Here is a 21,301-nt window from a genome sequence, read left to right as displayed (position 1 = left end):
TTTTTGATACGGCCTCTCTTTATTTCAGTTGTATAACGAGGAACTAGTGTTGTGCCTGTTTGCCTGCGCCGATGGGAAGCACTGTTTTTCCGAATAACTCGTTCAGGACCTGTGCAATACCTGTATAGATAGCGATGAGGCCGCAAACTATACCTTCGTATCCGGCAAAGGATTTGATGGCGGCATTTTCGGTATAATCGCCGAGCGCCAGTAAGAAGAACAGGAGGGCTAATGAGCCGAAGACAAATTGCAGGGCTTTGCTTTGTCTTAATGTACCGATGAAAAGCAGGAGGGTGAACAGGCCCCACATAGAAAGGTAGGCTACGATACCGTTGACGGATACCGGAGCAGCCCAGCCCAATTTGGGGAGCACCAGCAGTCCTACGAATGTTAACCAGAAAAAGCCGTAGGAGGTGAAGGCTGTGAATCCGAACGTGTTGTTCTTTTTAGCTTCGATAATTCCTGCAACGACCTGGGCTACACCTCCGTAGAAAACGCCCATAGCCAGGATCATGGAGTTGAGTTCAAAAAAGCCTGCATTGTGCAAGTTCAACAGAACGGTAGTCATACCGAATGCAAACAAGCCCAATGGCGCGGGGTTTGCATATGAATCTTTTTCTTCTTTCATTTTATAATCAAGTATTTCGGGCGCGAAAGTCGAACACCTTATAAAAGAAAAAAAGGACATAAGTCATGAATTGGGAATTGGTGATGGGATGGGATGGGATGGAGTGGTGGCAGAGGGCTTTCCAAAAATCGTTATTTTTAGCGTCTAAACCCTTAGGGCGTCATGCACGACTACATTTCTTTTGAACAAATAGCGTTTGGCAGCGATAATTTTGCGGATAACCCGGAACCCAGGTGTCCGTGTGTTTTATTATTAGATACTTCGGGATCTATGGAGGGGGCGCCTATATGGCAGTTGAACCAGGGAATTCAAACATTCAAGGAGGAGCTGGAGAATGATCCGCTGGCGGCAAAGCGGGTAGAGGTTGCGGTAGTTACTTTTGGGCCGGTACAGGTGGCATCTGATTTTGTAACGGTGTCTAATTTTTTTCCGAGGCAACTTCATACAACCGGCGATACTCCTATGGGCGAGGCTATCACACTGGCGATAGACATGGTGAAAAGGAGGAAGCAAACTTATAAAGACAATGGTGTTGCGTATTATAAGCCATGGATCGTACTTATTACAGATGGTGCACCTACCGACTATTATGACAAGGCCGCTGCGCTTGTGAGAGAGGGTGAGGCGGGCAAGTCGTTTGCTTTTTTTGCCATTGGTGTAGAAAATGCCAACATGAACATTTTAAGCGAGATATCGGTGCGCACTCCGCAAAAACTGCGGGGGCTTATGTTCCGTGAATTTTTCCTTTGGTTGTCGGGTTCCATGAAGCAGGTATCGGGCAAGAGTCCGGGCGAGTGCAACACTTTACTTCCACCAACCGGCTGGACAGCGCTATGAGATGGAAAGCGATAGGGCAAAGTATTAAAGGCACTTCTCATGAGCAGGTAAATAAATGCTGTGAAGATGCATTACGATTTGACCTGGTAATGACACCATTGGATGAAGAGGTGCTGATCTGTTGTGCCAGTGATGGCGCGGGCAGCGCTAAATTTGCGCAGGCTGCTTCTTCATTTACGGTAGAGACGATCGTATTGTTATTAAGCAGTTGTGTGAAAGAAGGAAAGATCATAGATGAAACGAGGGTCCGGTTTATCCTGGAAACTGTTTATGATGGTTTAAGTGAGCAGGCAAATAGCAATGATGTTTCTAAAAACGAATATTCCGCTACCTGTCTTGGCGCTGTGTTATTTTCCGATAAAGCTGTTTTTTTCCAGATTGGAGACGGTGTAATGACGCGGGAGGATAGCAGTGGTTATTATTCGGCGGTATTCTGGCCGGACAACGGGGAGTATTTAAATGACACCCGGTTCCTGATCGATGATATTAATTTTCCTTTCCTGCGGTTTAAGCTGATAGAGGAGTGCATCAATGAATTATCCATTGTTACCGATGGTCTTCAGGGGCTCATCCTAAACCAGCAGGCGCAAAGTATACACCAGCCTTTTTACAAAGATCTATTCAAATGGTTACGACTGGCAAGCGATCGGGCGCATTTGCAGATACTTGATAAAAAACTAACTGAATTTTTGAACAGTTGGTCTGTGAATCAAAGAACTGACGACGATAAAACGCTTTTACTGGCAACCCGACTGCAAGATGCAAGCCATGCTATATAAGGGTGTACGGGGTTCTTATACTGCGGGCCGTGTCCTGGGGAAGGGAGGCGAAGGGATCGTGTATGCCATAACAGAAAGTGATGACCAGGTATTGAAGATCTATAACGAAGCGGTTCCTGAACAGAAGGTGCATAAGCTTGCGTTTATGGCATCAATCAATGATCTGCAGTTACAATCGTATGCTGCGTGGCCTATAGATATTGTTTCGGATAGTGGTGGGAGCGTTTGTGGTTTTGTGATGCGTAAGCTTACCGGATATGTACCTATGCATATGCTGTTCAGTCCGCTTGACAGGAAGAAACTATTTCCCGACAAGGGTTATAATTTTCTGGTTCATGTGGCGCGGAACCTAGCGATGGCATTTACACAGTTACATGCGAAGGGGATAGTTATCGGTGATGTAAACGAGGGCAACCTGCTGGTGAATGAGCGTGGTATGGTTGGTATGATCGACTGTGATTCGTTCCAGATGAAAGAGGGGGAGCGGTTATATTACTGTGAAGTTGGTGTGCCGCGTTATACAGCGCCGGAATTGTATGATACGGGTTCTTTTGCAACGACTGTACGAACCGAAAGTTCTGATAGTTTTGCCATGGCTATCCTTATTTTCCAGCTTTTAATGCTTGGGCGGCATCCTTTTGCGGGTAAGAATCTTTCCAGTGAAGATATATCGGAGGAAAAGGCTATCCGGAGTTATATGTTCGCTTATTCTCTTAAAAGGGACGTTGGTAATTACCTGGCTCCTCCGCCGGATACATTGCCTGTGACGATGCTTGGGGAGGTGTTGGTTTCATATTTTCACCAGTCGTTTGAAAGCAGGGACAGGGTTGCTGTAAAGCAGTGGGCAGCGGCATTGGAGCAGCTGCTTGTTTCTATGAAGCGCTGTGCGAGGAGTAAAGTTCATTCTTATCCATCGGTTCTTAGTGAATGTCCGTGGTGTGAGATAAAAGATAAGAGGAATATCCTTTATTTCCTGGATGAGCAGGTATTGCAGGCTGACTGGTCGAAGGATATTGACCATTTTGTGAATGGCATTAAGGTAGAGAAGCTTAGTTTTCCCCCGCTTCATCCACCGCCAGCGATAACTGTGGAGGCCAATCCCATAGATGAGCGTTACCGGCATTACAATACTTACCAGCATGTGACAACCGCGTTACTGGTGTTGGTTACTGCGATAGTTGCTATCAGCTACAGTATGAGTTTTGTGTTGGCGTTGTTTCTTGTGAGGCTGATATACCTGGTGCTACCGTGGAAGAAAACTTTGAAAGAAGAAGGTGATCGTTATTTAGACCGGGTTGGTACTGCAAAATCGGCATTGGAGTCGGCTCTCAGGGAGTATTATAGTCCGGTATATGCTTCTTCTTACAGTAATGCCTGTACCAGGTTAAAGGATCTTATAGAGAAATATAAAAGACTTTCGGCAGTCATGCTGTATGAGAAGCAGCAGGTGGAAGAAAGGCTTTACAATTTACAACTGGATGTTTTTCTGCGTCAATTTCTGCTGGAGGATCATACTATTCCGGGGATTGCTGCGAAGCGGAAAGAAGCGCTTTACCGGGCCAATATTTATAGTGCAGCGGATATAAAAATATTACAGACACAATCGATCCAGGGGATTGGCGCCAAGTATACCCAGGAGCTGTTGTTGTGGTGCAGGCAGGTTTCCGCAGATTTTGTGTATAAGCCTGATGCATCGTTGCTAAAACAGGAGCAGGATAAGGTGCAGGCAGAATTTGATAATAATAAGAAGTCGTTAGGTGTAGAAATAAAGGGTAGCTATAGCCAGGTGTTACAATTCAAAGCCAATATCAATGCAAGACAAAAGCAACTGGTGGCGGAGATAGATACGTTATATACAGCTGTTGCGCAGGCGGAGGCTGATCTGGATGCGTTTAATGAGCTGGTTGGGTAGGTTGCGTTCCGGGGGATGAAATATTGCGAAAGCGGTAAAGGGTGTGGGAGGTTATTTTTTCAAGCTCGATGTGGAGAGTTGAAAAGTCTTTCAGATGTGTTTCGGGCTATTGCAGAATGTTGGTTATCAATTGCCGGGACTTTTGATGTGCCGGATTCTGAAAAAAGTGACCATATACCATGTTGCCACAGCGGCTGCTATATGTTTGAGTGAATGGCCGCTTATCAGTTTGATCTTATGGAAGAGAAGGTCATCATACCGTTCCAATATTTTTGCGACGATATACCAGGCTATGATATATCCCATTTGGAGGAGGCCAACGTTGCGTGATTGCTTATAAAACAGCAGGAGAATGAGCGGTATAAGAATCATCGGGTAGAATTGTACGAGCATATAAAAGCGAAGATCGCCGTTGCCGGCATTTTCGGTATGCTGCCACCAGATGACGCTTAGGATGCCTGCTGTAAGCAGAAGTGGCAGTAATCTGTAACCTGCTGTGAGGTTTATCCATTCGGCTATAACGATAGCGAGGAAGGCCATAAATACAATCACCATTGGCAGCCGGTCGTATACCAGCCGGTTATTGTCGGGGGCCCAATGGTAGTAGCCGCTGCCGCAGGCGGTGAGGAGGATGCCTGTGAACAGTACCAGGTACATTAATCTCAGCCTGGCGTTTACGTGGTTTGCCAGGGCTGAAATAATGCCCGCAAGGCCAACAAGCATAAAACCTGCATTACTGACAACATTCAGGCATCCGGGGATGGCGTACAGATTTCTTTGATCTGCAAAATGATGAAAAGACTGCTGTTGCGGAATACGAGGGACAAATGCTATTCCTACTATGGCAATGACTGTCAGGAATATTAATAAAAAGATCTTCGTGTTCCTGTTGCTTACCAGTGACAAGTTCATGCGCATTCTTTTGATTGTTATACAAGTTAGACTTGCGGCGGTTGGAAAAAGATGCTAAATGGCAACTTTTATGTCTGGCGAGTTGGCTGAGGCAGCATTGTGTATAAAGCCCAGTTGTTTGCAGCAATTGGTTGGTTCCGTTTTCTGGCCGGATAGGTATATTTGGAGATGAAAATGCTGGGAATAATTGGTTGCGGATGGATGGGGCTTCGCGTTGCGAGAGCGCTGAAGGAGGATTATGTGGTTCGTGCTACGGTAACAACGGCGGCTAAGGTGGATGCCTTATCTCGTGAGGGAATAGAGGGCACTGTTGTTCAGTTTCCTGAAAATTGTATGGAGGCCTATGATCCGGCCTGGGAATATGCTCCTCTTGCTGATTGTCTTTTGATCACTGTACCATTTTCCTCCCGGACTCCGGAAGCTTTGCTTTTAAACAGGTTTGGTAATTTATTGCATTTTACCGGGCCGTTTCATAAGCAGGTATTCCTTACCAGTTCCATTGGTATTTATCCGCGTATAGCTGCTGAAATCGAAGAAGAGGGCCTTAATGATGCATTGCTGGATCCTTCCATCCTGTCGGTGGAGCGGCTTGTGAAGCGTTATTATCCACAGGTAAATATATTAAGACTGGGGGGCTTGATGGGGGATGACAGAATATTGAGCAAGTATAAAATAACTGGTTTGGCGGAGCCTGTAAATCATGTTCATTATAAAGATGTGTGCCGGGTTATCAAGTGCATGATGCATGAGGGTGTTACCGGCGCTACCTATAATGTGGTTGCTCCGCTGCATCCTTCCAAGGAGGAAGTAGTGGGAAGTCAAAGAGGATTGCCGGGGCCGTTTGAAGCGGTTTCGGCGGGGCGGGTTATATCATCGGAAAAGCTTGTGCGTGAACTGAACTTTGTATTCAGCTATCCTGATCCGCGTTTTTTTCATTTGTAGTATGTACTATAGCGTCAAGGTTGCTGCAGGATTAATAACTGTAATGATTTCGTTGTTGTAGGCAGAAAGGTCTATATCTAGCCTTAGTGTGATTTTAAGTGTAGCATATGCCTGCCGGGAGAAGCTGCCGGGCCAGCTTGTTTCTTATAGTCCGGCCAATAACAAGCTTTTCTTTCTATCCATTATAACAGAAAGATACTTCTGCTTACCATCTTTACTCAAGCTCCGGTTGATTAGTCCAGCCGCGGATTCAATACCGGCTATAAATCGAGCTACTTCGGCCCCTGCCATTGCCTTTCGTAATCCTATTTTCTCTCCAAAGATTATAAATGATGAAGCGGTATAGGTTCCATACGTGCTGAAGGTTTCTTCCAGGTAATCGTCTGGGTAAAGTCCCAACGTTGTTTTATTATTTCGCCTATTTTGTTCATTTAATTAATGCATTATAGTTCGCTTTTTAGTGTAAAAAAATCATTGTTGACCATTTTGTCATTAAAAAGCGCAACATATTTAGCTTTCTTAAGTAATAGTAGTTTGAAAATGCTTTATTGTTATTAAAAGTGAAGCTTCATTTGTTTTTTAGAGGAGTTTAGGCATTGAGTCAGCTTTCGTTCCATCCTGCCCGGCGGGTGCCAGGGCGGGGACAAAAGGGATAAGGAGATTGCTGCTGTATTCAGTATACGAAAGAAAAGGCGCCTAACAACGTGTGTAAACTTATGGCTAATCGCTAAATATTATGGAAGCAGCAAAGGGCCGAGGAAAAACATCCATAATATAAATCCTGATATTCCTCCTGTAACGCATGATGATACAAATAATACACGGCATTGAGCGGGAATGAAATTGCGGAGAACTATAAAGAAAACAAATAAACGTGCTATTGCGGTAGCAATTGTTAAGGTCCAATGATAAAGCCCCAGGTATTCAGATATTTTTATTTCATCGCTTCTGAAATTCCTTTCCCAGCCTATAAAATAATGTAATAGTTCCATGACGGCATTTACAGGTTGTCGCAGGATGAATGTTGATAAGCATTATAAAGATGTGTGCCGGGTTATCAAGTGTATGATGCATGAGGGGTTTACCGTTAAGAGGATACAGGTTATTTAAGAACAATAAATTTAGCAGTAGCGGTCTGTTGATTTGTTTGTATTTTAAGAAAGATACTACAGGAATAGTGGGATGCAAAAAAAACTCCAGGTATCCACTGGTAGCTGCTATCTTTTTCGACTTAGCGCCAAATATGATACGCAGGCCAAAGGCGAAGATGATACGGCTTATCTAGATGAATTTCGATGGTAGGAAAGTTGAGCCTCTTGCATTGTTGGATAGTAGTTAAAATATGCAGCAATCTCTTATTGCTTCACTATGGAGAATGATTGCCATGATTGAGATAAATTCTTATAAGGCGTGAAATGTTTAGTACTTAATTTTTGTTACCCGTAGTACTATGCGCTACAAATTTGTTCGCCCAAATAGCGCAAACGTGAGATTTATTCAGAAGGCTTTCTCAGCCTATCCTCATCGGTATTTGGTCGGATAAGGTGCAACCAGGTAACCGTCGAAAGTCTACGTGATATGGTTTTTAAACTATTCAGCACTAAGGTTTCGTTCGGTAATTCGCCGTACACGAAATCTTTAAATCTGCCGGTATACTCTTGCCTTATCGCTGCCCAGGTTTCATCCGGATCACGAAAAATAATAGCTTCGGCCGGATGCTTCTGAAGCCATCCATTATTGTTTCGATAGCTTTGGATATCGTCGCCTCCTACAGTATTAAGCATTTCTGCAAATTCATTGCTATCAAAAAATATAGCTATTTCAGCAACCTGAAGCAGTTTGTGTAGGTCATAGATGTGCCTGATTTTTCTCCCTAGTTCTGTATGCGGATTCGCTTCATAGGAAAATCTCACTAGGCTCATGATTTTCTCGCAGAAGGTTCTTTTAATACTTAGTACCTGTACGGTAAAGGGCTGCATGTTAAACCGGGTGATAAGCTCCTGCTGCCCCACTTTATCCATTGTTTCAGTTATATAAGAGCATATAGTATGCGGTTCATTAGGCTCAAAGGTGCCCAACCAGCTCGATTCAATCACAATGTGTGGGCTTCCCTGGACATAAACACCTGTCAACCCCAACTTAGGATAGTCATGCGCCGTTTTTCGGATCATTCCTTTTTTATTAGTAATTCCATTTACCTCAACTTCCGGCAGGATTTTCTCAATGGTTTCAGATATCTGCTTCAGTTTTGCTGTAAGCTTTGTCTTGCTGTCGGTGGTATTTCTTATAGCGGCGAGGTCTATATCTTCTGAAAAACGTTGTATAAGTTTGTAACATTTAGATAAGGCTGTGCCGCCTTTAAAAATAGCAAATTGGCCTGCCTCAGATGTGAATATGATTTGTAAAGCAAGTGTTACCCAATAATCCTTTTCGACGTAAATCTCAGGAATTTCCATTCGCTGAGCTGTTGCAATGATAGCCTGCGTGAATAGCGTCTTATCATGATGTAATGTCATAGGTTACTTTATATTCCATTTGATGATCTCAGGCAATTCCTCCACAGTAATTCCAAAGTTATACTCACTCAGAGGGTTTAGGCTATCACACAGTTTCTGCAGATCAGTTTCTTCCCAACCTGAATGCATAAGCAGCGCACCTGTAAGTGCGCGAGCTCTAGGAGGGTACTTCAGTGCATAGTTAAGAAGTTGTTTTCGTTCCTTTTGTGTTAAACCCTCAATAATGTGCTTAAGCCGGGCAAGAGCGTCTTTACGATTAAGATCCGATATATCCTTGAAATCTTTGATAGCATCCAGTATTTCCAGCACATGAAAATTTTCGGAAGTCACATCCACATAGCTTTTAACAGGTTTTACTTGTACACTTCCCACTTTGGTGATAATTCTTCTGTCACGGCTTGCCACTTTTATTGTTTTGGGTATCTGTGTTGATAAACCCAGCCTATTATATAGAGCAGCGCCTGTTATATAAGCGATTCTTTTTCCTTTGTTGAACAAGTAGGGCTTAATAAGTTCTTCTTCCGCAGGCTTCAACTCGCCAAATACCGTTTTAGCGGGCAAATAATATTTACCTACACCAGCCCTCTTGATCACGCCTTTATTGGCCATTCGTACCAGCGCTTTCACGGCCGCTCTGTATTCGTCTGGTTTAAGTCCTAACTGATCATATGTAAAGACCTGTCCTTCGCGTAAATTCCCAATTACCGATGTAATCTTTTTAGTAGTAGTCATTTCCTACTCCTCCTAACTCCAAAGATACTAATATTGCTGTATTGTCACCTAAATTGCATCATTTACTTACCCTGAAGCGAGTAAAGGTGTGTGCTGTTTGTGTGGCCAAAAAGTGAAGAAAATGGGAGTAACGGGACAAAGATGGGGGAATATAAAAATAAAAAAGGTTCATAATTGATTGTTTGTCAATCATGAACCTTAGTACCCGGAACAGGAATCGAACCTGCACTCCCTTGCGAGAACAAGATTTTGAGTCTAGCGCGTCTACCAGTTCCGCCATCCGGGTGTTAAAAGAACTTCCTTTATCAGGGGTGCAATATTACTGTTTCCTTTTTACCCGGCCAAAATAGTTCGGATATTTTTGGAGATCTGGTCTTCTGAAGCTGTGTAAAAGGCTGTCAGCTATTATAGTGACATAGGTCTTTCCACCTGATTTCCATAGGATGCTGCGGCTGAATTGAGGGCTTTTTTAGCATTAAAGCGGTAAAAGCCCGGCTATTTGCAGCAGCTTTTCTTTGGGAATAAGATGCTCCGGACAACTTTCCAGATCTTTTTCATTGCACTCATAATCTCTCTTTAAAATGTTCGTTAATGTGTGTTTGACCGTTTGATCCTGCTATAATTGGAATGTGGGCTTGTTCTGTTATTACTGCGTGTTTTATAGCCCGGGGCATGCTGCCGAAATTATAGGGGTTCCGGTTGCAACGTTTCTATGGCTTCCGGTTTCCTGGGTAAAGTTAGGTTGCAATAAGGGTGGAATGGTATAAGAAAAGGTGAAATCGTGCTTTACGGGCGGTTGGATATGCCGGTTTTGCCTTTTGAAACGGGGGGAAGGCGTTATCCTGAACGTCGATCATATAAATGTTACGGCCTGGGATAGGGGTAAGTGGCGGGTGTGTTGTCTTATATTTCAGATTATGTTTGCGGGCGGCAGTATCGAGGTTTGGGGCCGGATTTAGGTTGGTATTTGTAAAAAGGGGTTCGTCACCTGGGGGAATACCGTTCGTGTAACAATAATTGAGTTTGGTAAAAAAGCATCCCAGGAGGAGAGAGATGGGAGTTATCTTTAATATTTAGTGTTTCCGGATACATCAAAAATCAATCAAATCAAGAATAATGAGAACAGTAATGGCCAGGATTCTATGTTTATTGACAGGGGTTCTTTTTCTTTTTAATGTTTCTTATGCCCAGAGCCGTTATACTGTTAGTGGAGTCGTTAAGTCTAAAAAGAACGGCGAATCGCTGATAGGAGCGTCTGTGCGGGTGGTTAACGGGAAGGATGGTGTTGTTACCAATGACTATGGTTTTTTCTCTATGACATTACCTGCCGGAAGCTATGACCTGGAGATCTCTGCGGTTGGTTTACAGCCTTACCATACGCAGGTTGATCTGAAGCGTAATATTACGCTTGACATACAACTGCAGGAGATAGCGCAGACGCTGGAGGAGGTAAAGGTTACGGCTTCTCCGCGTACAGGGCGCAGTTTAACGAGTACACAAATGGGGGTTGAAAGGCTTACCATGGATGAGACCAAGAACATACCGGTTTTAATGGGGGAGCGTGATGTGTTGAAGACCATCCAGTTGCTGCCGGGTATTAAGTCGGCGGGAGAGGGAAGCAGCGGCTTTTTTGTAAGAGGTGGCGCTGCGGATCAAAACCTGATATTGCTGGATGAAGCGCCGGTTTATAACGCTTCGCATATGCTGGGTTTCTTTTCGACCTTTAATTCTGATGCCATTAAGGACATCAATGTTTACAAGGGTGGTATGCCGGCCCAGTATGGTGGCAGGCTTTCTTCTGTACTGGACATCAAAATGAATGAGGGTAATAACCAGGATTATGATGTAGCCGGCAGTGTTGGTCTTATTTCTGCCAAGGCGAATGTTGAAGGGCCTATTCAAAAGGATAAATCTTCGTTCCTGGTATCGGGCAGGCGAACTTATCTTGACCTGTTCCTGAAGGCTTCGAGTGATTCTTCCATCAACCAGAACACGCTTTATTTCTATGACCTGAATGCCAAGATGAACTATACGCTGGGTAAGAAAGACAGGTTGTATTTGTCGGGTTATTTTGGCCGTGATAAACTGGGTGTTGGTGAGACGTTTAAACTAAACTGGGGTAATGCTACCGCCACTGCGCGCTGGAACCATATTTTCAACAGCAGGCTGTTCTCGAACACATCTTTCATCTTCAGCAATTATGATTATAAGATATCTATACGCAGCGGCAGCAATGACTTTAATGTGTTTTCGCAGATCAGGGATTTCAATATCAAAGAAGAGCTGCAGTGGTATGCCAGCAACAGGCACACTGTGCGTGTAGGTGTGAACTTCATACATCATACGATGCGCCCCGGAGAGATCACTGCCAACAGCTCTGAGTCGGGTATTAACGATAACCTGTTACAGCGTCGTTATTCGTGGGAGAATGCGGCTTATATCAGTGATGTATGGAAGTTGTCGGACAAGCTGAATGTTTCGTATGGTGTAAGGGGTACGATGTTCCGTGTGCTGGGTGAAGGTGATTTCTACAACATCAATGCGAATGGCAATGTTACGGATACTTTCCATTATGCGAAGGGTGAGGTAGTGAAGACCTACTATAACCTGGAGCCTCGTGTGGCTGCAAGTTTGCAGCTGAACAGTTCTACTTCTTTAAAGACTTCGTATGTGCGCAATGTGCAGAACCTGCACCTGATCTCCAATTCTACTTCTTCTTCACCTACTGATAAGTGGGTGGCCAGTACGAATATCATCAAGCCGGAAGTTTCGGACCAGGTATCGCTGGGATATTATAAGAACCTTGTCGATAACCAGTACGAATTAACCGTGGAGGCTTATTATAAAACGATGCAGAACCAGGTTGATTATCGTGATGGGGCTGATGTATTCAACAATGATGCTATTGAATCGCAGCTGTTGTTTGGTAAGGGCCGTGCTTATGGTATCGAGTGGTTGCTGAAGAAGAAGGCAGGCCGTTTCTCCGGCTGGCTGAGCTATACTTTGTCGAAGACAGAACGTAAGATAGACGGCATCAATAAAGGCCAGTGGTATAATGCGCGCCAGGACAGAACGCATGATATTGCTATTGTGGGCACTTATAAGCTGAATGAGAAATGGACGTTCTCTGCGAACTGGGTATACTATACCGGCGATGCTATTACGTTCCCGAGCGGTAAGTACAGGGTTGACGGACAGGTGGTGTTTTACTATACCGAGCGTAATGGGTATCGTATGCCCGCTTATCACCGGTTAGACCTGGGGGCTACGCTTCAGCTGAAGAAGACAAAACGTTTTTCTTCGGAGCTGGCTTTCAGTTTGTATAACGCGTATGGCCGTGAGAACGCCTATACCATCGAGTTCAGGGAGGCAGAGGATAATCCGAATAAGACGGAGGCGGTGCGTGTTGCGTTGTTCAAGTTTGTGCCTTCCATTTCCTATAATTTTAAATTCTAGTACTGTATGAAGCGTTTACTATATATATGTTTAATAGCTGTATCTGCCACTTCCTGTGAGCGGGTGATAGATATCAACCTGAACAGTGCAGATAAGAAGTATGTGATAGAAGGTAATGTTACGGAGGGCTATGGTACTACTACTGTGCTTATTTCGCAAACCAAGGATTTTGATGAGGATAATGATTTTTCGGGTATAGAAGGGGCTACTGTTACGATTAGTGATAATAACGGTACGCCGGTAACACTTTTACCCGATGGTCCGGGTGTATATACTACGAGGAATATTATGGGGCAGGTGGGGCATACTTATTCGCTGAAGGTAGTGATTGGGTCGCAGGAGATCACAGCCAGGTCTACAATGCCCAGGCAGGTACAGCTTGAGAAGCTGACTGTTACGGAAGAGATGCTGTTTGGTGAGTTGAGAAAATATGCCAATGTTTCTTTTAGCGATCCTGTTGGAAAGGGTAATTGCTACAGGTTTATACAATATGTGAATAACCGTAAAGAGAAGACATATTTTGTATATGATGATGATTTGACTGATGGTAAATCGCTTGACCGTCGTTTGTTATTCTTTAATGATAATGATGATGAGGATCGTAACATAAAATCGGGCGATATGCTGAAGGTTGTTATGCAGTGTATCGATTATCCCATGTATAAATACTGGTATAGTCTTGATGCCAGCTCTACCGGTTCGAACCAGCAGGCTACACCTGCGAACCCGGTTTCGAATTTACAGGGGGATGCTTTGGGATACTTTAGTGCGCATACGGTTCAGAGCCTTGAGGTGCAGGTAAGATAGATGAGTTTTGGGGAGCGCCGGTTCCCGGATATTATAAAAAGGGCCGCTTTTAAGCGGTCTTTTTTATTGGGGTGTATGGGATGGAAGTTATTTAAGCGGTTTACAGGCGTGGTTGAATCGTAGTATATTACTGTTTCATCGGATTTCTTTTTAGCATGATATAAACAGACCGCTGTATGAATAAGAAAGTTATTATTATCACTGGTTTTGTTGTTCTGAAATTTGTTCTCCAGTTTTTGCTTATCCATCCTGTTTATGAGCTGCATCGTGATGAGTTTCTGCATCTTGACCAGGGTAATCACCTGGCGTGGGGATATATCTCTGTGCCGCCATTAAGTTCGTGGGTTTCTTACGTGATTAGATTACTGGGTAATGGTATTTTCTGGGTCAGGTTCTTTCCTGCTTTGTTTGGCGCCGTTACCATACTGCTTGTTTGCAAGACAATAGAGGCGTTGAAAGGAAGTTTATTTGCTATTATACTGGGTGGCAGTTATGCGTTGTTTTCTGTGTTGCTTCGTTTGAATGGTTTGTTTCATCCCAATTCGATGGATGTGTTGTGCTGGACCAGCGTTTATTACTTTGTGGTCAGGTACATCGATAATGAAAAGCCTAAATGGCTGTACTTTGCTGCGGTGGCCTTTGCTATCGGGGTCCTCAATAAATATAATATCGTTTTTTTACTGGTTGGACTTATCCCTGCTTTAATGCTTACGCCGCAGCGGAAAATATTCTTCAGGAGGGATGTTTACCTGGCGTTGGGTGCAGGGCTGGTATTGATACTGCCCAATCTTTTCTGGCAGTACCGGCACCAGTTTCCGGTGCTATGGCATATGCAAGAGCTAAGGACCACTCAACTGGTAAATGTGAACAGGGGGGACTTTCCAATGGGGCAGTTTATGCTTTTCCCGGCCGGCGCTTTTGTGATTGCAGCTGCTTTTTATGCTTTACTATTTTATGCGCCTTTCAGGAAGTACCGTTTCTTTTTCTGGTGTTACCTGTTCACTATCGGACTCTTTTTTTATTTCAAGGCTAAAAGCTATTATTCGATTGGTTTGTATCCTGTTTACCTGGCATTTGGGGCAGTGTTCCTGGCTAATATTTTTGAAAGGAGATGGGGGTGGGTGTTACGTTTTGTTAGCATAAGCCTGCCTGTTTTGTTGTTCCTGGTGATGCTGAAGGTAGCTTTTCCGAACAAGTCTCCGGAAGAGATTGTTGCTCATCGTGATGAATATGAGCGATATGGTTTGCTCAGGTGGGAAGACGGCAGGAGTCATACGATTCCCCAGGATTTTGCTGACATGCTTGGCTGGAAAGAGCTTGCGCATAAGACAGATAGTTTATACGCTGCACTATCCTTACAGGGGAAGACGCTAGTTTTCTGTGATGGTTATTGGTTGACGGGGGCCGTCAATTATTATAGCCGCAAGGGGATCAGGGCTATTTCATTTGATGCAGATTATGTGAACTGGATAAAGCTAGACACTCCCTATGTAAATCTTATACGAGTTATAAATCCGCATCATATGCGGCAGGAAGTAGAAAAGCTGCAGCCATTGTTTCAGCGATCATTTATAGTGGATTCCATTACCAGTATGTATGCGCGTGAGCATGGTGCCGGTATTGCCGCTTTTATAGAAGCCCGGGTTGATTTGAACGGACTTGTTGAAACGGAGCGGGTGAAAAGGGACACCTGTTACAAGTATAGGTAATAGGGGGTCAGCAGTTTCCGGAAGGCTTCCGAGTAGTTGCCGGCGGCGTCTTTAATGACGATGGACTGGGACAGGGATGGTGGTGTAACTGCGGGCGTACGACTGAAGAGGAGCATACTTCTGAACTGGCTATGCAGGAACGTTTGCCGTATAGCTGTAGCCTGGTTGAGGAAAAGTCGTTGTTTTTCGGCTTCGGCTATGAAGTTTCGTGCGCGGTGATAGGGTAGGAGGATAGCCAGGTGGCCGGTTGGTTTTAACAATGGGTTTACAGCTTCCAGTAATTCTTTCAGGGTTAATGCGGCGCTGTGCAGGGCCAGGTTTCTTTTGGTGCTGGCGCTGGGCAGGTCGTTTTCGAAGAAGGGTGGATTTGTAACGATAAGATCGTAGGTGGTTCCGGCGGGTGGCTGGTATTGCTGGATGGGCGTGTTATAGACGCTCAGCTGTTGTTTCCAGGGAGTGTATGCGAAATTTGCACGTGTTTGCCTTGCTGCGCCTTCATCTATTTCTACTGCATCGATAGTGGCTTCCTGTGGCATTGTTTGCGCAAGCATGAGGGATAACAGGCCTGTACCGGCTCCTATGTCGAGAATATTCCTGATGCCCGGGATGGCGGTCATTTTTTCTGCAGTCCAGGCGCCGAAGATACATGCGTCGGTACATACTTTCATGGCACAATTACCCTGATTCACTGTAAACTTCTTAAACCTGAAAAACGAATTGGCCATAGTTACTATAGACTTATGCTTTCTGCGTGTTTATTTCTAAATACTGTTTGCTGCGCGTTTTTGTTTCTGCGCTTTTTGCATGTATTGCCTGATGATAAACGGAAGATCTTCCGTTTAAACTCATTGAATATTTTCAGTATACATGAAGGCCCGGGTTGGGATTTCCGACGCCGGGCCGTCATGTAGTAGGGTTAGAGGCGTATTTATGCCATATCAGCCCTATTGCTGTATGCCTTCGAGTGCAAACAGGAAGGCGTAATTCAATGCAATATCTTTTAAATAATCGAATCTGCCTGAAGCGCCGCCATGACCATATTCCATGTTGGTGTGGAGGAGCAGCAGGTTTTTATCTGTTTTAAGCGCTCTCAGGCGGGCGACCCATTTGGCTGGTTCGAAGTATTGTACCTGGCTATCGTGCAGCCCGGTTGTGACGAGGATGTTGGGGTATTTTTTTGCTTCGACATTTTCGTAGGGGGAGTAACTTTTCATGTACTCATAGGCGTCCTTGTTCTTAGGATTACCCCACTCATCGAATTCGTTGGTGGTAAGAGGGATGCTTTCGTCGAGCATGGTATTCACTACATCGACAAATGGCACCTGGGCTATTATGCCATTCCAGAGTTCAGGGGCCATGTTGGCCACGGCGCCCATGAGCAGTCCGCCGGCGCTGCCGCCCTGCGCATAGAGGTGCGGTGTGCTGGTATATTTTTCTTTTACCAGGAATCTGGCGCAGTCGATGAAATCGGTGAATGTATTTTTCTTTTTCATCATTTTACCGTCTTCGTACCAATAGCGGCCCATTTCCTGTCCGCCCCGGATATGAGCGATGGCAAAGGCGAAGCCGCGGTTAAGCAGGCTCAGGCGTGTGCTGGTAAAAGAGGCGTCCATGCTGGAGCCGTAAGAGCCGTATGCGTACAGGAGCAGCGGGGCTTCGCCGTTTTTAGTAAAGCCTTTTTTATAAACGATGGAAATGGGGACCTGCGTGCCATCGGTGGCTGTGGCGTATAAACGTTCTGTTACATAGTCTTTGGGGTTATAGCCACCTATTACTTCCTGTTGTTTTTTGAGTTCTTTCTTCTGGCTAATCATATCATAATCGTAGACAGTAGAAGGAGTGGTTAAGGAGGTATAAGTATAACGCAGCGACTGGCTGTTGTATTCTTTGTTGGTGCCTATTGCGGCCATGTAGGCGGGTTCTTCGAAGCCGATGTAGTGTTCCTTGCCGGCAGACAGGTGCTGTACTCTAAGCTGTATCAGGCCTTTGCTGCGTTCTTCTATTACCAGGAAGTCTTTGTACGCTTCCACGCCTTCTATAAGTACGCTATCGCGATGGGGGATGATCTCTTTCCAGCTGGTGGCGGCAGTTTGGTTCAGCGGGCATTCCATGACCCTGAAGTTGCGGGCATCGAGGTTGGTTTGGACGACAAACCTGTTGTCCTGTGCTACTACGTAGTATAATACGTCTTTCATCCTGGGCTGGAAGACCTTGAATGTACCTGTTGGGTCGTTGGCGCTGAGGTAGCGGGTTTCGGAAGATAATGTTGCTTCGGAGCTGATGAAGATATAGGCGCCGGATTTTGATTTGCTGACGTGGATGTAGTTGGTATTGTCTTTTTCTTCATACACCGTAACGTCCTGGGTTGCTGCTGTGCCCAGTGTATGGCGTTTTATTTTTTCGGAGAGCAGTGTTACAGGGTTGTTGGCAACATAAAAGAGCGTTTTGTTGTCGTTTGCCCATGCGGTACGGCTGTTGGTAAGGGGGATGGCTTCGGGCAGTATTTCGCCGGTTTCGAGGTTTTTCACGTGGATGGTGTATTGCCTGCGGGAAACGGTGTCTACGCCAAATGCGAGGAGTTTGTTATCGGGGCTGACGTTGAAGGCGGAGGCGCTGTAATAGGAGTGTCCTTCGGCCATCTGGTCTACGTCGAGCAGGATTTCTTCTTTGGCTTCGAGGGATCCTTTTTTGCGGCAGTATTTGAAGTATTGTTTTCCTTCTTCGGTGCGGGTGTAATAGTAGTAGCCGTTCTGGAATACGGGAACGGTTTCATCTTTTTCCTTGATGCGGTTTTTCATTTCGGTGAACAGCTGCTGTTGCAGTTGTTTTGTGCCGCTCATCATGGTATCGAGATAAGTGTTTTCGGCTTTGAGGTATTCTACGACTTTGGTGCTATCGGGTCCTTTTTTAAAGAAGTCGATCATCCAGTAGTAGTTGTCGATCACTGTATCGCCGTGTATGATACGCTGGTGTGGTTTTTTTTCTGCTGCCGGGGGATTTACGTTTTCCGGCCAGCTATAAGGAGTTTTGTTCATGGCATGTTCGTTTGTGCTGCAGGCAGCAAGTACACTGCAAAGTAAGGCAAGGGCGGGGAGTTTCATGAGCTTGTTGTTTTTGTGAAGATAAAGAATTGGCGGAAGAATGGTGGGGGCAGCTGGTAGAATGGCGAATGGGGAGGGTGAGACGGGCAAACAAAAAGGGTGTGTCTTTTGGGACACACCCTTGGGTGATATTTTTTATGAGATGGGCGGGCCATCTACTCCTACTTCTCTGCAACGAGGGCTGCGAGGGAGAATTCGCCGTTGAGGCGGGCGATGTTGGAAAGGGAAATGCCTTTAGGGCAGGTGGCTTCGCAGGCGCCGGTGTTGGTGCAGGAGCCGAATCCTTCTTTGTCCATTTGGGCAACCATGTTGAGGGCCCTGCTTTTCTTTTCGGGAGCGCCCTGGGGCAGTAAGGCCAGGTGTGATACTTTGGCGCTTACGAAAAGCATAGCGGAGGCATTTTTACAAGCTGCGACGCAGGCGCCACAACCAATACAGGTAGCGGCTGCGAAGGATGCATCGGCCTTGTCTTTTTCGATAGGAAGGGCGTTGGCATCAACGGCATTACCGGTGTTTACGGAGATGTAACCTCCGGCCTGGATGATGCGGTCGAATGATGAGCGGTCTACCACCAGGTCTTTGATCACCGGGAAGGCATTGGCGCGCCAGGGTTCTACTGTAATGGTATCGCCGTCTTTAAAGGCGCGCATGTGCAACTGGCAGGTTGTGTTCAGTTCCCATGGACCGTGGGGTTTACCATTGATGTGCATAGAGCAGGCGCCGCAGATACCTTCACGACAGTCGTGATCGAATGCTACAGGATCTGTTCCTTCCGATATAAGTTTTTCGTTGAGGACATCGAACATTTCGAGGAAGGACATTTCTGAAGAAATATCTTTCAGTTTATATGATTCGAATTTGCCTTTTGTATCGCTATCTGGTTGTCTCCACACTTTAATAGTGAGGTTCATATTATAATGTTCCATAGCCACCTCCGTATCCCGGCGCCGGGATGATTTAATGGTTTAGTATAAAATTATTTGTAATTACGTTGTGTTGGTTTGATCACTTCGTAATTCAGGGTTTCTTTATGCAGTTCCCATTCGTGCTCTGCCTTGTATTGCCATGCTGCCACGTACATATAGTTTTCGTCGTCGCGGAGTGCTTCGCCATCGGGTGTCTGGTATTCTTCCCTGAAGTGGCCGCCGCAGCTTTCGTTCCTGTTGAGGGCATCGATACACATGAGTTCGCCCAGTTCGATGAAGTCGGCAACGCGGCCGGCTTTGTCTAATTCGGGGTTGTGTTCTTCTACTTTACCGGGGATCTTAACATCGCTCCAGAATTCTTTTTTCAGCTGGCGAATTTCTTCGATGGCTTCTTTGAGTCCTTCTGCTGTACGACCCATACCGCATTTTTCCCACATGATCTTACCGAGGCGTTTGTGGAGGCTTTCCACGGTTTGGTTGCCTTTGATGTTCATGAGGGTGTTGATGCGATCGGCCACTGCTTTTTCGGCTTCGGCGAAAGCGGGGTGGTCGATAGATACGGGTTTGTTATAGATTTCGTCGGCGAGGAAGTTACCGATGGTATAAGGAATCACGAAGTACCCGTCGGCGAGGCCCTGCATGAGCGCAGAAGCGCCGAGGCGGTTAGCGCCGTGGTCGCTGAAGTTGGCTTCACCGAGGCAATACAAGCCAGGTACGGTGGTCATGAGTTCGTAGTCGACCCATACGCCGCCCATGGTATAGTGAACGGCGGGGTAGATACGCATGGGGGTTTGGTAGGGGTCTTCACCTGTGATCTTGTCGTACATATCGAACAGGTTACCATATTTTTCTTTTACCACTTCGAGGCCGTGTTTGCGGATGACCTCATCGGAGGGGTGGTCGATACCGAGTTTACCGCATTCGATCTTACCGTAGCGGATAACGGCGGCGGCGAAGTCGAGGTAAACGGCCTGTTTGGAAGTACCTACACCGTAGCCTGCGTCGCATCTTTCTTTGGCTGCGCGGGAGGCGACGTCGCGTGGTACGAGGTTACCGAAGGCGGGGTACCTTCTTTCCAGGTAGTAATCGCGTTCGTCTTCCGGTATATCGGCCGCTTTGCGGGTATCGTTTTGTTTTTTGGGCACCCAGATACGTCCGTCGTTGCGCAGCGATTCGGACATCAGCGTAAGCTTGCTCTGGTAGTCGCCGGAAACGGGGATACAGGTAGGGTGGATCTGGGTGTAGCAGGGGTTGGCGAAGTAGGCGCCTTTTTTGTGAGCTTTCCAGCCTGCGGTAACGTTGCTGCCCATAGCGTTGGTGCTAAGGTAGAATACGTTGCCATAGCCGCCGGTGCATAACAGGACTGCGTGTCCGAAGTGGCGTTCGAGTTTACCAGTTACGAGGTCGCGTGCGATGATGCCGCGTGCTTTACCGTCGACAACGACCAGTTCGAGCATTTCGTGGCGGGAGTATTGCGTAACGGTGCCGAGAGCGATCTGGCGTTCGAGGGCCTGGTAGGCGCCTATGAGCAGCTGCTGGCCTGTTTGGCCTGCGGCATAGAAAGTTCTTTGCACCTGTGTACCACCGAAGGAGCGGTTGCTGAGCAATCCACCGTATTCGCGGGCAAAGGGAACGCCTTGTGCCACGCACTGGTCGATGATGTTGGTACTTACTTCGGCGAGGCGGTGGACGTTGGCTTCGCGTGCGCGGTAGTCGCCTCCTTTAATGGTATCGTAGAAGAGACGGAAAACGGAGTCGCCGTCGTTCTGGTAGTTTTTAGCAGCGTTGATACCGCCCTGTGCAGCGATGGAGTGTGCACGGCGGGGGCTATCCTGGAAACAAAAAGTTTTTACTTTATATCCGAGCTCACCTAAAGCGGCGGCGGCGGAGGCTCCGGCGAGGCCGGTACCTATAACAATGATCTCTAGTTTGCGTTTGTTAGCGGGGTTAACCAGCTTACAGTGTCCCTTATAGTCCGTCCATTTCTCCTCTAATTTTCCGGCAGGAATTCTTGAGTCTAGCATTTTTTTTTGTTTATAAGTTC

General features: G+C 46.0%; 15 protein-coding genes and 1 tRNA gene. 7 read left to right on the top strand and 9 right to left on the bottom strand.

Annotation, left to right across the window (positions count from 1 at the left end; genetic code table 11):
- Window positions 1-43: 43 nt before the first annotated feature.
- Window positions 44-628: an acetate uptake transporter gene (locus ESB13_RS11130; RefSeq protein WP_129003048.1), complete on the bottom strand. Its 585-nt coding sequence runs from the start codon at window positions 626-628 to the stop codon at window positions 44-46.
- A gap of 162 nt (window positions 629-790) precedes the next feature.
- Here ESB13_RS11130 and ESB13_RS11125 point away from each other — a divergent pair, with 162 nt between their 5' ends.
- The 3 genes from ESB13_RS11125 to ESB13_RS11115 are packed head-to-tail and all read left to right on the top strand — an operon-like array spanning window position 791 to window position 4,156.
- Window positions 791-1,465: a vWA domain-containing protein gene (locus ESB13_RS11125; protein WP_129003047.1), complete on the top strand. Its 675-nt coding sequence runs from the start codon at window positions 791-793 to the stop codon at window positions 1,463-1,465.
- Window positions 1,462-2,244 carry a PP2C family serine/threonine-protein phosphatase gene (locus ESB13_RS11120; RefSeq protein WP_129003046.1) on the top strand — a complete coding sequence of 261 codons (783 nt, stop codon included), beginning with the start codon at window positions 1,462-1,464 and terminating at the stop codon, window positions 2,242-2,244. The genes ESB13_RS11125 and ESB13_RS11120 overlap by 4 nt, the downstream gene beginning before the upstream one ends.
- Window positions 2,225-4,156, top strand: a complete 1,932-nt coding sequence (locus ESB13_RS11115) for a protein kinase domain-containing protein (protein ID WP_129003045.1) — start codon at window positions 2,225-2,227, stop codon at window positions 4,154-4,156. The genes ESB13_RS11120 and ESB13_RS11115 overlap by 20 nt, the downstream gene beginning before the upstream one ends.
- A gap of 126 nt (window positions 4,157-4,282) precedes the next feature.
- Here the strand turns inward: ESB13_RS11115 and ESB13_RS11110 are convergent, their stop codons facing one another.
- The gene (locus tag ESB13_RS11110) at window positions 4,283-5,068 is read right to left on the bottom strand and encodes a ceramidase (protein ID WP_164974170.1); all 786 of its coding nucleotides are present in this window, start codon (window positions 5,066-5,068) and stop codon (window positions 4,283-4,285) included.
- Between the two features lie 174 nt (window positions 5,069-5,242).
- On the opposite strand from ESB13_RS11110, the gene ESB13_RS11105 reads away from it, so the two are divergent.
- On the top strand, window positions 5,243-6,010 hold the full coding sequence (locus tag ESB13_RS11105; RefSeq protein WP_164974169.1) for a Rossmann-fold NAD(P)-binding domain-containing protein: 768 nt from the start codon (window positions 5,243-5,245) through the stop codon (window positions 6,008-6,010).
- A gap of 1,493 nt (window positions 6,011-7,503) precedes the next feature.
- Here the strand turns inward: ESB13_RS11105 and ESB13_RS11100 are convergent.
- The 3 genes from ESB13_RS11100 to ESB13_RS11090 all read right to left on the bottom strand — a co-directional run bounded on the left by ESB13_RS11100 (window position 7,504) and on the right by ESB13_RS11090 (window position 9,544).
- Window positions 7,504-8,526, bottom strand: coding sequence for a nucleotidyl transferase AbiEii/AbiGii toxin family protein (locus tag ESB13_RS11100; protein WP_129003042.1), 1,023 nt, complete (start codon window positions 8,524-8,526; stop codon window positions 7,504-7,506).
- Window positions 8,527-8,529: 3 nt separating this feature from the next.
- Window positions 8,530-9,258: a DUF6088 family protein gene (locus tag ESB13_RS11095; RefSeq protein ID WP_129003041.1), complete on the bottom strand. Its 729-nt coding sequence runs from the start codon at window positions 9,256-9,258 to the stop codon at window positions 8,530-8,532.
- Window positions 9,259-9,460: 202 nt separating this feature from the next.
- A tRNA-Leu gene (locus tag ESB13_RS11090) sits at window positions 9,461-9,544 on the bottom strand.
- Between the two features lie 830 nt (window positions 9,545-10,374).
- Here ESB13_RS11090 and ESB13_RS11085 point away from each other — a divergent pair.
- From ESB13_RS11085 to ESB13_RS11075, 3 genes are all read left to right on the top strand, one after another.
- The gene (locus ESB13_RS11085) at window positions 10,375-12,714 is read left to right on the top strand and encodes a TonB-dependent receptor (protein ID WP_129003040.1); all 2,340 of its coding nucleotides are present in this window, start codon (window positions 10,375-10,377) and stop codon (window positions 12,712-12,714) included.
- Between the two features lie 6 nt (window positions 12,715-12,720).
- Window positions 12,721-13,521: a DUF4249 domain-containing protein gene (locus ESB13_RS11080; RefSeq protein WP_129003039.1), complete on the top strand. Its 801-nt coding sequence runs from the start codon at window positions 12,721-12,723 to the stop codon at window positions 13,519-13,521.
- Window positions 13,522-13,697: 176 nt separating this feature from the next.
- On the top strand, window positions 13,698-15,230 hold the full coding sequence (locus ESB13_RS11075) for a glycosyltransferase family 39 protein (protein ID WP_129003038.1): 1,533 nt from the start codon (window positions 13,698-13,700) through the stop codon (window positions 15,228-15,230).
- On the opposite strand, the gene ESB13_RS11070 is transcribed toward ESB13_RS11075, so the two are convergent.
- From ESB13_RS11070 to ESB13_RS11055, 4 genes are all read right to left on the bottom strand, one after another.
- Window positions 15,215-15,955, bottom strand: coding sequence for a tRNA1(Val) (adenine(37)-N6)-methyltransferase (locus ESB13_RS11070; protein ID WP_129003037.1), 741 nt, complete (start codon window positions 15,953-15,955; stop codon window positions 15,215-15,217). The genes ESB13_RS11075 and ESB13_RS11070 overlap by 16 nt on opposite strands.
- Before the next feature lie 219 nt (window positions 15,956-16,174).
- Window positions 16,175-18,331, bottom strand: a complete 2,157-nt coding sequence (locus ESB13_RS11065; protein WP_181955293.1) for a S9 family peptidase — start codon at window positions 18,329-18,331, stop codon at window positions 16,175-16,177.
- Window positions 18,332-18,492: 161 nt separating this feature from the next.
- The gene (locus ESB13_RS11060) at window positions 18,493-19,257 is read right to left on the bottom strand and encodes a succinate dehydrogenase/fumarate reductase iron-sulfur subunit (protein WP_129003036.1); all 765 of its coding nucleotides are present in this window, start codon (window positions 19,255-19,257) and stop codon (window positions 18,493-18,495) included.
- Window positions 19,258-19,307: 50 nt separating this feature from the next.
- Entirely contained in the window at window positions 19,308-21,281 is a 1,974-nt protein-coding gene (locus tag ESB13_RS11055; RefSeq protein WP_129003035.1) for a fumarate reductase/succinate dehydrogenase flavoprotein subunit, read from the bottom strand.
- Window positions 21,282-21,301: the final 20 nt, after the last annotated feature.

This window comes from Filimonas effusa, assembly GCF_004118675.1.
Taxonomy (GTDB): Bacteria; Bacteroidota; Bacteroidia; order Chitinophagales; family Chitinophagaceae; genus Filimonas; species Filimonas effusa.
Note: the sequence above shows the minus strand (reverse complement) of the source record. Positions and strands in the feature narration are given on the sequence as shown.